The organism is Salinimicrobium marinum (genome assembly GCF_014651535.1).
In the GTDB taxonomy this organism is placed as follows: Bacteria; Bacteroidota; Bacteroidia; order Flavobacteriales; family Flavobacteriaceae; genus Salinimicrobium; species Salinimicrobium marinum.
The window spans coordinates 353,815-369,301 of record NZ_BMXB01000001.1 but is presented as its reverse complement, the minus strand read 5'-3'; the positions used below and the strand labels follow the sequence as shown (position 1 = coordinate 369,301).

Genomic DNA, 15,487 nt, shown 5'->3' with positions numbered 1-15,487 from the left:
AAATTAAATGAAATTTTCCAAGAACTTTTTCTCCTATTTTCCAATCTTTTTCTTCAGTAACTGCGCATTAATTGCAACAATAACTGTACTCAAACTCATAAACACGGCCCCAACGGCAGGTCCTAACACAAAACCTGTGGAATAAAGTACTCCGGCAGCTAATGGAATGGCTACAACGTTATAACCCGTTGCCCATACCAGGTTCTGAATCATCTTATCATAAGTAGCTTTTCCAAAAAGGATTAGATTGGCAATATCCTGAGGATTACTGTTGACCAGGATGATATCGGCAGTTTCTGCAGCCACATCTGTTCCCGAACCTACTGCAATACCAACGTTCGCCTGAGCCAAAGCCGGCGCATCATTAACCCCGTCACCGGTCATGGCCACAAATTCTCCCTTACTTTCCAATTCTTTAACTATTTCCACTTTTTGATGGGGTAAGACTTCTGCATAATATCCATCCAGACCGAGTTTGTCACTAACTGCTTTAGCGGTCCTCTCATTATCCCCTGTTGCCATAAAAACTTTAATATTGTTCTCTTTAAATATCCTGATGGCGTCTGCAGACTCGGGTCTAATCTCATCGGCAAGCGCGATATACCCGGCTAATTCACCGTTGATCAATACAAAAACCACAGTTTCGGCTGCATCGCTATAGGCATCTTCGGGGATGTTGATATTTTCATCCCGCAAGTATCCAGGACTTACTACTTTCACCTCTTTTCCCTCTACAGTGGCCTCGACTCCTTTGCCGGTAATGGCATTAAAGTTTTCTGGTTTTGGAATAGGGACTTTATCATCTTTTACTTTTTTGATGATCCCAACAGCAATAGGGTGTTCAGAACTCTGTTCTAACGCGCTGGAAAGCCTTAGAATCTCTTCCTTGGAGAATTTATCATTCACAGATTCGATACGGGTGACGCCGAAGTCCCCTTTAGTAAGGGTTCCGGTTTTATCAAAAAGTAAGGCGGTAATTTTTCGGGATTCTTCAAAAGCCGTTCGGTTACGAATTAACAATCCATTTTGGGCAGATACTGCTGTAGAAATTGCGACTACAAGTGGAATTGCCAGTCCTAGCGCATGGGGGCAGGCAATGACCATAACCGTCACCATTCTCTCAAGTGCGTACACAAAAGGAAAGCCTAAGATCAACCAAACCGCAAGAGTGCCAAAACCAATACCCAATGCTATGTAGGTCAACCATTTTGCGGCCCTGTCGGAAAGGTTTTGCATTTTGGATTTGGATTTTTGCGCTTCCTCCACCATAGTGATCACCTTATTGAGATAGCTATCCTTCCCGGTATGTTCGACTTTAGCCTTTAAGGATCCATTGCCGTTAATAGATCCACCAATTATTTTTTGATCTGTACTTTTCTTTACCGGTTTTGATTCCCCGGTAAGCATCGACTCATTCAGGTAGCTTTCACCCTCCACGATTATAGCATCTGCAGGCACTTTTTCACCAGGTTTAACAAGAATTATATCTCCTTTTTTTAGCGTATCCAGCTTTACATCTTCAATCTGATCTCCGTTTACCCGATGCGCTTCCGCAGGCATCATACTCACCAAAAGCTGTAAAGCTTTGGAAGCACCCAAAACAGATTTCATTTCAATCCAATGCCCTACCAGCATAATAGCAATAAGCGTAGCGAGTTCCCAGAAAAAGTCAACACCCTCGAGACCAAAGACCGTGGCAGAACTGTAGAGATAAGCCACTGTAATTGCCATAGAAATGAGGGTCATCATCCCTGGGGCAGCTTTTTTCACTTCAGACCAAAAGCCTTTCAAAAATGGCCAGCCTCCATAGAAGTAAACAACAGTCGAGAGGGCAAAAAGGATGTACTTATTTCCTGGTAGAAGATATTTGTACCCAAAGAAATCCTGGATCATTGGCGACAGAAAGAGGATTGGGATAGTTAAAACAAGAGTTACCCAAAAACGCTTCTTAAAATCTTCAATCATCATTTTATGGTGATCATGACCTGCATGGCCATGAGCGGGTTCATCATCGTCATGTTTCCCCCTGTCATGATCCATCATGTCCCGGTCCATCGCCTTATTGTGCCCATGTTTTGTTTTTTCAGCAAGGTCATCCTTTAAGTTAGCTTCTTCTTTTCTTGCTTCCCGCTTCGCTGAATTCTTTGACTCCTCCTTGTGTTCGTCGTGATGTTCCATAATTCCTGAATTTACTGGTTAATTTGTCTTAGTTTGGTTCGCATTGTTTCCGAAATATTTTCTGAATAGATACCGTATGCATCTACCAAAATCCCCCTGACCCCATAACGGGAAGAGATAGCAAATAATATACTGTTGTCATCTGTACTGCTCATTCCTTCAAATCTATATACTTCATTGACCAAAAAATCCTGTGGGTGTATCTCCAGCTTTAAAGAGGGGCACTCAAGACAGTGAGGCTTTAAATTAAAATCATATTTGTAACCTCTGGCCTGGAGGCCATTCACAGCTTCTGAAAGGGTGTCATAATTATTCATTTTCTTTTATTTATAAGTCATTGTAAAATAACTGTTGTCTTCTTCGATAAATTCTTGAAAGTTCAATAGACCTTGTCCATTTAATTTCTCGTTAACAGTATAATTTAGTTGCTTAATGCGAATCCCCCACGCATAGGTCTTAATATTGATCTTTGAATTAATAGTTTTTTTGTTGTCATTGAACTTTCGGTCATATATCTTTATAATACTTTTGGAACCAAAAAAATCGAGCAGTCCCGAATCAAAAGTCATTTCCAATTCTATATTTTCAAGGTTGTCCAAATCGTAAAGCCTTTTAAATTTTTCAGAGGTGGTATTAACCTTGGTCTGCCTTGATTTTGGGTTGGAAAACGGCAAAGCCATTATTATAATACTGGCTTCATCAGGCTTACAGAGATAGGTCGTGGTGTATTTATCGGTCAATTTTTTGTCTTTATCCAACAATTCTGTAACTACCTCAATTTCATAATATCCATTTTTCTTTATTGTTTCACCCGCTTCAAATATTTGTTTATTGAGAAAAGCACCTTTTTCATCAAAATTCTCACGAATGACCACTCTGCCTGAAATCTGCCCTATAAGCATTTCCGTTTGTCCAGTCATTGTGATGCTGAATAAGATAAATAGTACTATAAATCCTTGTTTTCTCATATATGGTGCATTAATTTCTTTACCTCTTTTGCAATAATATTGCTTAAATCTATGCCATTGGATGGATGCGGAATGGTATTGCAGGTAACTATCTTTTCTACTCCGGAATCCAATAAATCTTGATAGGCATTTCCTGAAAAAACGGCGTGAATGCCTACGCAGATAGGGGGTTTCATTCCTGCTTTTTTCAGATGTTGTACGGTTTCAATCATTGTTCGCGCGGTGGAAATAATATCATCTACCAAAATGGGTGTGGCATTCTTGTACTTATCCATATCAGGAACAGAGACTTCCACGTCACGGTCGCCGTGACGTACTTTCTGTAATACCGTAAAAGGTGCGCCAGCATTTTTAGCGACTTCGGAAACCCATTGTTCACTTTCCAAATCGGGCCCGATAAGTACCGGGTTTTTGATGTATTTCTTGATCCATTCTGAAATGGCATCAGCAGCGTGAATTACTTTATTTGGAATTTGATACACTTCTCCCAAAGAACTAATTCTATGCAAATGAGGGTCAACTGTGATAATGCTATCGGCAAAACCTGAAATCAATTTTCCAAAAAAACCGGAATTCACTCCTTCACCTTCATTAAATACTTTGTCCTGACGCATATACGCCAAATAGGGTGCTACCAAGCAGGTGCACATTGCTCCCAAGGATTTGGCTGTGTGGCTTAAAAAATATAGAGGCAGCAGTTTCTCGTCCGGTTCGTGCAAGGTGCATACTAGTACCACACATTTATCTTTAACATCAGATAATATACGCGTGTATGACTCCCCGTCAGGGAATTTACGCACGTTGGCTTTCCCTATTTCAGCATCCATTTTTTTTGCTAAAAGCTCTGTAAGTTTTTCATTTCCGGGAAGGCTAAATAATATTGTTTTCATAGCACGTTTAAATTATGGTTATGATGTCGTTATGGTTATTTTTATATTCCAATGCATAGTTAAGTTCGCCTTTGGATTCAGCATATAAAGTATATAGCAATTGATTCTTTTCTATTTGTTCTCCCAAATGGATATTTAATAGAATTCCTGCCGAAATAGATTGAGGTGCTCCTGAAAGCTTTGCGAGCTTCGCTATTTTTCGGTTATCAATTCTTTTTAAAATTCCGGATCTTTCGGCTGTAATTTCCATCTTATGAGGTGCTAAAACAGGTTTTGAAAAGCGTCCTTGTGCTTTGCAAATGGCCACAAATTTTTCATAAGCTTTTCCAGATTTGAGAATTTGACGTGCTGTTTCCAGTCCCTTTCCTTTTTCTTCTTTTCCAGAAAGCTCAAATAGTTCAGCGGCTAAAAGCAATGCTCTTTCTGTTAGGTCTTTAGGTGCATCAGCTTCATTTTTCAAAACTTTTAATATATCAATAGCTTCTAAAGTGGGACCGATACCCCTTCCAACAGGCTGCGTTCCATCAGTAACCACAGCTTTTGCCTTCAACCCAACAGCAGTGCCAACTGTTTCCATATGATTTTTTAATTTTAGAGCCATTTCAGTACTGCGAACCTTGGCGGTTTCACCAATTGGAATATCAATGACAACGTGAGTAGAACCTGCCGCCGCTTTTTTAGAAAGTACAGAAGCGATGAGCTGACCTTCACTATCGATATCCAAAGCTTTTTCAACTTTAATGAGCACATCGTCGGCAGGACTTAATTGCGCTGTACCTCCCCAGACAAAACATCCTCCTTCTTTTTCGACTACAGCTTTTATTTCTTCGGAAGAGAGCGTTACATTGGTCAATACTTCCATCGTATCTGCTGTACCAGCTGGTGAAGTGATGGCACGTGACGAAGTTTTAGGCATTGTAAGTCCATAAGCGGCAACAATAGCTACTACCAATGGGGTTGTTCTATTGCCTGGTAAACCACCAATACAATGTTTATCGACCACAATATCTTTACTCCAGTCCAACTGTCTTCCTGAAGCTATCATTGCTTTAGTAAGGTCGCATATCTCATCAATATCCATTCGGTCGCCCGCACAGGCTGTAATAAATGCCGATAGGTGAATGTTAGAATAATTGCCTTCTACGATATCGTTGATGATGTTGTTATAGGCTTTAAAATCCAGTTTTTGATTATAGATTTTAGCTCTTACGTGGCTTAACGATTCAATAGGCTCCAAATGGGAAACATACAGCATTTCATTTTGGGAAACATTCAGTTTTTTTGCTGCAGCATCCGAAAGGCCTATTTCATTTGGTAAAAGAAGGCCGGAACTCAAAACGTTCAAGCTTGCGACGATTGAGGTGGTTGCATTTGATATCCTGATCCTTGTTAGTGCTACAAACCCTTCAGAACTACAGACGTGGCAATCCTCACGCATATACACTACATATTCGTTTTGGGTGTAAATCCCGAGATGTTTATATTTTAGTATGTTTGAGTGTGGGTCCATTATTTTATTGATTGCTGGGATTTATTCTATTTCTTCGATGGTGTATAATTGCGGAATTTCTGTATTCCATCCATAGGTTTCCTTGATACCTTTTTGTAATGCTTCTGCACTTTCTTTTTCACCGTGGACAATGAATATACGTTCGGGCTTATTTTTAATGTCGCCCATCCATTCTATAAGTTCTGCGTGGTCTGCGTGTGCCGAGAGACCTTCAATTTCAGCGACCTGCATATTGAAAGGCACCCATATTCCATAGACTTTTAGTTCTTTCTCACCTTCCAACAGCTTTCTACCACGTGTGCCTTCAGCTTGATAGCCTACAAAAAGCAAGGTGTTATTTGGATTTTGTGCCTGTGTTTCAAGATAGTTGAGCATTCTTCCGCCTGTGAGCATTCCACTCCCTGCAATTACAATTTTTGGTCTGTTATCAGTTCTTAATTCCATTGTTTCGCGATAACTGCTAACAAGTGTAAAATGTGAACACATTTCGTCACATTCGTTGTCTTCCAATCTGTGCCAATCCCGAGTTCTATGAAACAGTTCCAATACGTTGGCACCCATTGGGCTATCCATAATCATTTGAACTTTAGGGATTTTGTTCTCCTTGAGTAATTTCCAAAAGATAAGCATCATTAGTTGGGCACGCTCTACCGAAAAACTGGGAATAAATAAGCTGCCACCTCTATTGATGGTATCGTTGATTAATTTTTCGATTTTTGGAAGCGCTTCTACTTCATCAGGATGAAACCTTCCTCCGTAAGTGGATTCAACGAAAAGTATATCCGCTTTTTTTGGTTTAAGGGGTGGATAGAGCAATAAATCATTGGTTCTACCAATGTCTCCAGAGAAGACAAAGCGTTTTCCATAAATATCCAACTCAATATAAGTTGCACCCAGAATATGCCCGCTGTACTGGAACCGAGCCCTGATACCATCAAATAACGGAATCCATTGTGCTTGTGGAATGCCCTTAAAATGCGGAATGGTTTTTTCTACATCCTTTAAATCGTAAAGCGGTTCTGCGAGACTGTGTTTGGAATAGCCTTCTTTATTGGCACGTTCTGCTTCCTGTTCCTGAATTTTTGCACTATCGTTCAATATGATTTTTGCAATGTCCAAAGTAGGATTCGTACCATAGATGGAACCATTGAAGCCTTGTTTCACCAACCTCGGCAGATAACCTGTATGGTCCATATGGCCGTGGGTGAGCAAAACAGCATCAATATTTGCAACATTAACAGGTGGGTACTCCCAGTTTTTAAGGCGTAATTCCTTTAGCCCTTGAAAAAGTCCGCAGTCTATGAGTATCTTTTTATCTCCTGTATCCACTAAATATTTTGAGCCGGTTACTGTACCTGCTGCCCCCAAAAAGTGAATGTTTATTTGATTAGTTTTCATCGGTTGTTCTAGGATTAGATTTTGCATAGTTCAAGTGAATCTTCCAGAATTCTTTTGTGTCGGGAGTTGGGAATCCCTACTTTATCCAACAAGTTCGGACTTTCGTGGAGTTCTTTACAGAGAACAATGCCTTCATCCAATAATTTTGTTTTCTCAGCTTTCGTTAAACTTGTTAAGGCTGTTAAGGGGTGCAATCCCGCCTGGTCAATTCTATCTTTGAGTCCACTCTCCTTTGGATAATCCCAACTGGTCATTAGCAGGCCAACACAATTGCCATAGTTTATGGCATCAGATGTAAAACGTGTATTGGTATATAAACCTCCTTTGTGGATTTTGTTCTGGTGACCCTTTTTACGTCTCCACTGTTTTTCCACATCTAAAAAACGGGAATGGATGTACAAAGGAATTTTTACATTGCAAAACCTGCCTTGATCACTATGGTATTTACATTCAATCATATAATGTTTTTCACCTTTTTGCGCTATCACATCCACTTCATGCTGAACGCAATTGCCTTGTACAATCACACCAACCTTTGTTTCAAATCCTTCGTGTGCCAATAATTTGCCTACCAACTTTTCAAATGGGAAGCCAGAAGGGCCTAATTCCATCAATGCCTTTTTAAGCTTGTATTTAAAGGCACTTACTCTCGATTTTGCCTTAAGCATTTTAAACGCTGCCTCATAGATCCTTTTAGTGGTCATCCCTTCTTCAAGCTGTTCATACACCTTATGAGCTATATCCTTAACAATAACCTCATTTGCTCCCGCCCGCCTAAGGGAATTGATGAGTTTTTCAATTTGGAAATCCTCATACTCACCCGAAGACTTTTTAACCAGGACTGATCTTTTCATAGTCACATTTTAATTGTCATAACGGGCAATTCAGAATGGTTGGTTACCTTTTCAACGGTGCTACTGGAGAAGAGACTTAAAAATCCCGTGCGCCCGTGCGTACACATGGCAATAAGATCCACATTTTTGTAGATCAAAAAATCATTTATTCCTTCCTCTACACCCGATTCGTTATAGACATTCATTGAGTAAGTTGTGAGCCCTGGGAAATTTTCAAGGAAATCTTTTATAGGTTGCAGACTCTTTTCAATACTATTATAATCTGTTGTAGTATTCACCTTTAATAAATGGATACGTGCATCACATTTTTCAGCAAGTGATTTTACGTGTTGAAATTCTTCTGTCACATCTTCTTTAAAATCTGAGACAAACAAAATGTCTTTAAAAGGAAAAGAAACATCCTTATCTTTAACTACGATGACAGGCACCTCGGCTTTTCTCACTATTTCTTCTACATTGCTTCCCAGTAATTCACGAATTCCTCCTTTTGTGCCACTACTACCGGTAACTATAAAATCATGTTCAAAATGACCGCAGTGGCTTAGGATGTTGCTTATTTCACCATTATATTCCAAAAAGGTTCTGCATTTAAGTCCAAGGCCCTCTGCTTTTTTTTCTAATTCTCTCAAATCTGCCTTCGCGCTGCCAATCTTTAATTTTGTTTCGGGGTATAGATCTTCCTTCTGTTTGTCCAGTCGAACCCAGTCAACCGGGGTTTTTACGTAATGGAAGAAATGGATTTCCGAATTGTAAAATTTAGCCATTTTGAGCCCCAGCTCCTCTGCTTTTTGACAATTTTCAGAAAAATTGGTAGGTACAAGTATATTGTTCATAATTTAAAATTATTAGTTATTTCACATTATCGTTTTTGGTATTTTTTATCTTAAATATATCCTGGACATCAGAAACATATATGAGACCATCACCACTTTTTCCTGTTTTGCCATTTTGACGAACGATGTCACAAATAGCCGCCACTTTACTGTCCTCACAGACGATTTCCAGTTTATAGATCTTGCTGTGGAGGAATGGTAGTTTGAGGGAAGGCCAATCTTCTCCAGGATCTGTGTAATCGCCGGTTCCTTCTCCCTCAAAGACTGTTAAACAGCAATGGCCCTCTCTCCTCAAGGAAGAAATCACCTCCTTAATTTTATTTGGCCGTATGAATGCTTTTATTTCTTTCATAACCTCTTATTTATTGTTATTGATAAATCATATTCCTAACGTGCGGTTGGTTTTAAGTATGGATACGTGCCCATCTTCTATGATACCTGTGAGTGCTCTTATCGCATCAATAGTTTCGGGGATTACAATAGCCTGGTTGTCTACCACATAGGCATAGAAGAGTTCGTCTCCCTGTACTTTCAACATATCCTCCCAAAGTGCAACTTCGTACATGTCCCCCCAGGGTCTTCCCATATCCAGGAACATTTCTTTTATAGTATTGTTTGAAACCAAACCCTGCTCGTACCGAATCATCTTAATTCTTGTCGACGTTTTAAAAGCATTTAAAACTTCATCTTTTGAGGCCTTTTTTGTCAGTCGCACATTCCAGTAGTGCATATGGCTCAGGGTTTCAGGTACTTTTACTGCAGCAGTAATAACATCCAGTTCGGGATCTACACTTTGAGCATCGGGACCCTGATGACTGGGAATATCTTTTTCAGGAACCATTGTATTCATGATTCCCCCCATATGGCTTTCCCAGGGATCTGTTGCTCTTCGTAAAAGAGTACCGCGGGCACTTTGTAACAGATTTGCCCTTTTTAGAGCCGTAAGAGTTCTTAAAATGGAGGTGGTGTTGCACGAAACCACCCGCGTAGCATCTATGTTTAGAGCGGTTTGGTAATTGTTTTCGGCACTGAAGGAATGGCCCGCAGTTTCATGCTTTTCACCTCCTTGTACAATAAATTTTTTACCTTGACTTTTGTATCGTTCTACGTTTTTTGCGGCAACTTTTTTAGGGGTGCAATCCACAACCAGGTCCACCTGATCTAAAAGCTCTGTCATTCCGCCTTTAACGGAGAATCCGGCGTTTTTCATTTCCTTTTCTGCTTCTTGTGTCGCGCTGTAAATATTGTAGTTTTTTCTTACCGCATTTTCTATGCGCCAGTCACTTATGATATCACAAATGCCGGTTAACTCCATATCATGTTGTTTGTCAATGGCATCGGCAACTCTTTTGCCGATGACTCCATAACCTACTACTGCTATTTTTTTCATGACTTCCAATTTTTTAATTTGATCTTGTTCCTTTGTTTCACATTACTTTCGTGTTTAAAGTAACCTGATTATGCTTTGGATGTACCAGGCGAGTGGCTTATCTCGATTAAAAGTGTATTTCAAGTAGATCCTTAATTACAAAAGCATTAAATGCAGCAGTATCCTTTAACCTTTTACTTGAGCATTATAAAATGCCGCTACACAAGCACCGATTAGCCAGCTTAAGATGAAAACCTGGATAATTCCAAAGAACACCTCCAGTACAGGCACATCCATTCTTATTATACTACTTGTGTCCAGTCCGTGTAAAAGACTGTTAAAGAACTTTACTGTTCCTTCCCGCCCCACTGTGGCCATCACCAGTACACACCCCACATAAAGGAGAGCTCCGGTAAGACCGAGTGCCAAACCAAATTTTTTTATGTTTAATCGATACATATTTTCAGATTTTAAAATTATTTATCCGATTCTAATAGCTTCTTTTGTTCTTCGAACTGTTCCTTCGAAATTTCGCCACGTGCAAATCGCTTTCTTAGGATGTCCAGTGGTTCTTCTCTTCTTGTTTTTTTTCCCCATTGTGTTGGTATCATGAAAACCCAGATAAGAAAAACTATCCAGATGAACCACCAGATGAGGTGCATTCCAAAAAATCCATCATAATTGTGCATGTCTTTATTTTTTTTGATGTTGGTTTGTTACTTGATCTTTGCTTTTTTTCTTTAAATTCTCATCGGTTAACCCGTGAGTATGATCTCCATGCCGCATAGGCATCATTAGATGTATGGCAAACATTATGATGATAAATGTGAAAAGCCAGACATCACCACCCAATCCAATTGATGGGGCCAAAAAGATGAGCAAAAGAGGTAAAACACATCCGATGATCATCCATAACCAGTGATTTTTCATTTTAATTTATTTTAATGATTAAACAATTACTTCATAGAGTATATTATAAGTTAACAAAAAAGATGTTTTAAAAACATGATATTGCTCAATTCTGCCCAACATTCAATACTCTTTGTTGACTGTATAGGTTATTTTCTCATCTATTTATCTTTAGTTTTGTTGATATTGAATCACTTTAGTTGATTTATTGGAAATTGTAAAAGATTGTTTCTTAAATTGAATTTTTATGTCGGATTCAACTTCATCCAGAGGCTCTATTCGACAACTATTGGCCGAAAAGTTTAACTGTAACCATACACCTCTATAATTGATCTTCATACTGAGGGAATTTATCTCTTTGGGTAATTGGGGATTTAGCCAAAGCACATCATTTCGGATCTCCAAACCTGTAAAACACCTTTGTACAATATCTATGGTACCTGCCATAGCGCCCAGATGTATACCCTCGGGTGTGGTGCCGCCCTGCACATCTTCAAAATCACTAACAAGTGCCTCTCTGAAACAATGCCAAGCACATTTACGATCGGATCTGGCCACAACCCAGGAGCGAACTATTCGGCTAAGAGTAGAACCATCTGAGGTTCGGGTAGCATAATAGTTAATATTATCAGGAATGTTGGATGTATTGAAATCATACCCTAAACCTTTAAATAGCTGTACTAATTGTTCAGAAGAAAAAAGATAAAAGAGCATAAGCACATCTGCCTGCTTTGAAGCCTTGTAGCGATTAACAGAGTCACCCTCGGCATCTAATATTCGGTCAAGCCGGTGAATATCGCTGTACCTTTTTCGATAGACTTCCCAGTCGAAATCCTCCAACCGTTCATAGCCTTCAAACTGGGCGATGATCCCTTTTTCAATAAATGGAATAAATAATTTGCTTCCCATTTCTTTCCACTTTTCCAACTCCCTGTCATCCAACTGCAGCTCTTGTTTTAAGACTTCCCGACGGGTAATTCCAATTAAATCAAATGCTTTAAGGGTATGGGAAAAAAGCCAGGAAGCCATGACATTGGTGTAGGCATTGTTATTTATTCCTGGGCTATCATTTCCAGGATAGGCGGTATGAAATTCGTCGGGGCCTACTACTCCTTTTATTTCGTAGCGCTTTTTTAAATCGCACCAGCTGGCCAGTTCAGCAAAGAGACGAGCGATTTCAATTAACATCTCAGCACCGTAAAATTTCATGAAGTTTTTATCTGCCGTCACTTCATAATATTGCCAGATATTATAAGCTATAGAGAGATTAACATGACGCTGGAGGTATGTATTGTCTGGAACCCATTGTCCAGATTTCGGGTTTAAATGAACCACCTGGCTTTCTTCCCGTCCATTGCTTCCGCTTTGCCAGGGGAACATAGCTCCATCATAACCTTCCCTTTTAGCGAGTTTTTTAGCTTCTTCTAAGCGTTTATATCGATAGAGGAGCAGGGAACGGGTAAGGTCAGGTAGGCGGTAATTAAGAATTGGGAATATGAATAACTCATCCCAGAAAATATGGCCACGATAAGCCTCTCCATGCCAACCTCGCGCCGGTAATCCAACATCCCGACCAATGGTAAGTTTAGAAGCCGTTTGAAGCAAATGAAAAATATGTAATCTGAGGAGGAGCTGAGAGTTTCCCGATGCATTGACGAAAATATCAAACTTGTTCCACAATCTTTTCCAGGCTTCAGAATGTCTTCTTTTTACAACAGAAAAATCTGCCTGACCATTTACTTGCTTCAAAGCATCGTTGAGCGGTTCACTTATTGCATCGTCTTTGGAGGTAAAAAGGGACACCGTTTTTTCTATAGAAACTTGTTCTCCCAGAGTCACGTGAAAAGTGAATATTTCACCAATTACCTCTTTTCCCCGAAAAAACTTTCGTATTACATCCAGCTTTTGAGTTTTAGAAAAAATAACGCATTTAGCTGCCTGAGCCATATAGAGGAGGGATTGATTCGTTTGAACCAGAATGTAAATGGCATTTTCTGCTTCTCCTTTTTTAATTATTTTTAGATGCTGATTCTTTAAAGGTTTATATCGTTTTACGCCCTCATTTTTTGTTGATCCGTCAAGGGTAGAGCGTACTTCTACCATTCCGGACCAGTTTACCGGCACAAAATCCCATTTTATGGCGGCAAGGTGAGGATTATCCATACTTACCAGTCTTGTACTGATAATCCTTGTTTCCCGCTGTTGTTCATCGATGAAGTGCATCTCCCTTCTCAGGATACCTGCAGAGATATCAAGTTCCTGAACATAATTCAAGACCTGTAATTTTTCTAACTGAAACCAATTCTTATCTCCTTCCAGCCTGAAGCTAAGGTGCAGCCAGTTAGGCCAATTAACCAGATCTTCATTTTCAATGGTCTTTCCTGCTATTTGTGATTTAAGCCTGTTGTAACCACCTGCCAGGTAGGTGCCCGGGTAATGAGTGCCATCAGCTTCTGATTCTTCTGCTGCTCCCCTGGTGGCGAAATAGCCATTGCCAAGGGTACAAAGGGCTTCCCGGAGTCCCTCTTCTTCTTTTCTTAAACCGTGATATTCCAGTTTCGAGTTTTGCATGGCTACTATTTTTTTGATGATCTTCATGAAAATGTAGGACACATCTTTTTATTTTTTCTTAGCTGTCAACTTCTATTTTACAAAATGACCATCTGGTTACTACTACCATTTTAGGTCATGTTTATATTCTTTCTAAAGTTGAAATTCCAATTATGTCTTTAAAATATTTACTGTGTAACCTTTGTATGTTAATGACTTATTCCGACAATCATAGCTGCAGTCATTCCCAGCACCATTACAATCCCGCTTATGGGTGCCCAGCCCATGTGCATACCGTTTGTAGACCTTCTTTTCTGTTGAGTGTTCTGGAACTTTTCTGGATTCTTTCTAAAAACTGTCAGACATTGTTCAGAATCAAAATAGTGCGTGTTTTCCATGTATTTAAAGTTTATAGCACTTTTCTCGCTAACGACTACCCCACATACAGGATCCACGTGTTGACCTTGAGCTAAATCTATACGGCTGCTGCTACAAGAGGTGAAGGTGAGCAGGGCGGTAATCCAAATCAAGAGTATGATTAGAAAATTTCTTTTTCTGAGGGTGCTCGCAAAAATCGATTTCATCTTTTTATTTTTACTATTTTTTTATTCCACCACTATAAGTACCAGTCTCTCAAAAATGCCATGGATAGAGCTAGAAGAAAGAGTATTACAAAAGCACATATTGCCAGAAATTTATCACTCTTTTTGGCCTTGGAACGATACCGCTCTTTCTTTTTCTTTTTCTTTCTTGATTTTCTCCTTTGTTCCCTGTAAGATCTCATGATAGAATTTTATGGTACTTATTATCTCTAATTAGTTCAAAATCTTCCTGATCCTTTTTCGAAAACTTTATTCAAAAAGTGCTGTTGTTCATACATTGTGCCTGCCAATGGGCCGGTAACCGATGTGGGGGAATGGGAAAAACCTCCGGCCCATTTATGCAGGACTTAATATTATCTAACTTCCAATTTTTCCTGTTTTCAAAGCTTTTTTGTATGTAGCTTCCGATTTGTAGTAGGCTACTTCGCCCTTTTTGTTTAGCAGGACAATAAAAGCTTCAGATTTGTCCACGGCCTCGCCGGTTACAGGATCAACAGCCACGCGGGCCGTTTCTTTTTCGTTAAGGGTGTCAACGCACATGTTACAACAGCCATAGTAGATCTTACCATTTACACCTATTGGAATCTGAATTTTGGCCATATATGCATCGTTGACCATACATACTAAATTATTTGGGATCTGATCTCCAATTTTATAATTGTGCTCTGCTTTCACAGTACTTTCTGCTACTTGATTAACCTCCGTTTGCGTTGTTTGCACTTTTTCTTTCTCTTGCGAATTACAACCGGACAAAAACATTGTACCTATTATCGCTAATGCGAAAATTTTTATTTTAGCTTTCATATTTCTTGCGCCTGCTTTATGGACCGGATAAGTCTTGAGGGGATAGTAGGGGAAACCACCGGTCCACTTACGCAGGTCTTTTTTATTTTATAGTTTCTTGTATACTACCACACTTCAGCATTTTTCCTCCGAAAAATGGATTTTGAATTGCCTCTTCGTGGCTTAGCCAAAAACCTCCTGAGTTATTATTAGCCATTGGACAGCGGGCAAGATATAATTGGTTGTCAGCAATTTTTCCCTCAAGAAAACTTGCAAATGCATTGCTGAACTCAGAAAATGCTCCTTTTTGTGCTTCCAGATTGGGACTGGTAGTCACCTTTGTTACAATTTTCTTTAATTGACCAGTCCCTTCAAACTCTCCGAGAGCGCCTAGAAGTTGCTCTGCTTCCTCCTTCGCCAGTTCTTGATCAGACTTGAGTATTGCGGCTTTAAGGGTTAAATAGTCTTCATAAGCTGTAGTTATTTTTTCGTTATTAAATTTTGGGATTTTACTGTCCATCATTTTCATCTCACCTTTCTCCATTTTATGATGGTCCTGGTGCATCATTTTTTTCTCCTGGCTGTAACCCAGGCTTACCGTCATAAATAATACTGCTGCAATTTTTACTTTTAAAATCTTCAT

The 15,487-nt window shown here is 39.5% G+C and carries 17 protein-coding genes; all 17 read right to left on the bottom strand.

What is annotated here, in order from left to right; all coding sequences use genetic code 11:
• Positions 1-33 precede the first annotated feature (33 nt).
• Positions 34-2,178 (bottom strand): copper-translocating P-type ATPase, encoded by a 2,145-nt coding sequence (locus IE056_RS01685; RefSeq protein WP_189602883.1) that lies wholly within the window; start codon positions 2,176-2,178, stop codon positions 34-36.
• 11 nt (positions 2,179-2,189) lie between these two features.
• Positions 2,190-2,495, bottom strand: a complete 306-nt coding sequence (locus IE056_RS01680; RefSeq protein ID WP_189602882.1) for a phosphoribosylpyrophosphate synthetase — start codon at positions 2,493-2,495, stop codon at positions 2,190-2,192.
• Positions 2,496-2,501: 6 nt separating this feature from the next.
• Positions 2,502-3,146: a hypothetical protein gene (locus IE056_RS01675; RefSeq protein WP_189602881.1), complete on the bottom strand. Its 645-nt coding sequence runs from the start codon at positions 3,144-3,146 to the stop codon at positions 2,502-2,504.
• Positions 3,143-4,036, bottom strand: a complete 894-nt coding sequence (locus IE056_RS01670; protein ID WP_189602880.1) for a ribose-phosphate pyrophosphokinase — start codon at positions 4,034-4,036, stop codon at positions 3,143-3,145. The genes IE056_RS01675 and IE056_RS01670 overlap by 4 nt, the downstream gene beginning before the upstream one ends.
• Before the next feature lie 7 nt (positions 4,037-4,043).
• Positions 4,044-5,546 (bottom strand): thymidine phosphorylase family protein, encoded by a 1,503-nt coding sequence (locus tag IE056_RS01665; protein WP_189602879.1) that lies wholly within the window; start codon positions 5,544-5,546, stop codon positions 4,044-4,046.
• Positions 5,547-5,567: 21 nt separating this feature from the next.
• Positions 5,568-6,944, bottom strand: coding sequence for an MBL fold metallo-hydrolase RNA specificity domain-containing protein (locus IE056_RS01660; RefSeq protein WP_189602878.1), 1,377 nt, complete (start codon positions 6,942-6,944; stop codon positions 5,568-5,570).
• Between the two features lie 14 nt (positions 6,945-6,958).
• Positions 6,959-7,798, bottom strand: coding sequence for an ATP cone domain-containing protein (locus tag IE056_RS01655; protein ID WP_189602877.1), 840 nt, complete (start codon positions 7,796-7,798; stop codon positions 6,959-6,961).
• Between the two features lie 2 nt (positions 7,799-7,800).
• Complete coding sequence (locus IE056_RS01650; RefSeq protein WP_189602876.1) at positions 7,801-8,631, bottom strand: universal stress protein; 831 nt, start codon at positions 8,629-8,631, stop codon at positions 7,801-7,803.
• A 16-nt stretch (positions 8,632-8,647) separates the two neighbouring features.
• The gene (locus tag IE056_RS01645) at positions 8,648-8,983 is read right to left on the bottom strand and encodes a P-II family nitrogen regulator (protein ID WP_189602875.1); all 336 of its coding nucleotides are present in this window, start codon (positions 8,981-8,983) and stop codon (positions 8,648-8,650) included.
• A 27-nt stretch (positions 8,984-9,010) separates the two neighbouring features.
• Positions 9,011-10,021: a type II glyceraldehyde-3-phosphate dehydrogenase gene (locus IE056_RS01640; protein ID WP_189602874.1), complete on the bottom strand. Its 1,011-nt coding sequence runs from the start codon at positions 10,019-10,021 to the stop codon at positions 9,011-9,013.
• Between the two features lie 165 nt (positions 10,022-10,186).
• Complete coding sequence (locus tag IE056_RS01635; RefSeq protein ID WP_189602873.1) at positions 10,187-10,459, bottom strand: DUF5676 family membrane protein; 273 nt, start codon at positions 10,457-10,459, stop codon at positions 10,187-10,189.
• A 17-nt stretch (positions 10,460-10,476) separates the two neighbouring features.
• On the bottom strand, positions 10,477-10,689 hold the full coding sequence (locus tag IE056_RS01630) for an SHOCT domain-containing protein (protein ID WP_189602872.1): 213 nt from the start codon (positions 10,687-10,689) through the stop codon (positions 10,477-10,479).
• 4 nt (positions 10,690-10,693) lie between these two features.
• On the bottom strand, positions 10,694-10,930 hold the full coding sequence (locus IE056_RS01625; RefSeq protein ID WP_189602871.1) for a hypothetical protein: 237 nt from the start codon (positions 10,928-10,930) through the stop codon (positions 10,694-10,696).
• Between the two features lie 150 nt (positions 10,931-11,080).
• Positions 11,081-13,522, bottom strand: coding sequence for a glycoside hydrolase family 65 protein (locus IE056_RS01620; protein ID WP_189602870.1), 2,442 nt, complete (start codon positions 13,520-13,522; stop codon positions 11,081-11,083).
• 146 nt (positions 13,523-13,668) lie between these two features.
• Positions 13,669-14,043, bottom strand: a complete 375-nt coding sequence (locus IE056_RS01615; RefSeq protein WP_189602869.1) for a YHS domain-containing protein — start codon at positions 14,041-14,043, stop codon at positions 13,669-13,671.
• Positions 14,044-14,418: 375 nt separating this feature from the next.
• On the bottom strand, positions 14,419-14,781 hold the full coding sequence (locus IE056_RS01610) for a hypothetical protein (RefSeq protein ID WP_189602868.1): 363 nt from the start codon (positions 14,779-14,781) through the stop codon (positions 14,419-14,421).
• Positions 14,782-14,947: 166 nt separating this feature from the next.
• The gene (locus IE056_RS01605; RefSeq protein WP_189602867.1) at positions 14,948-15,487 is read right to left on the bottom strand and encodes a DUF3347 domain-containing protein; all 540 of its coding nucleotides are present in this window, start codon (positions 15,485-15,487) and stop codon (positions 14,948-14,950) included.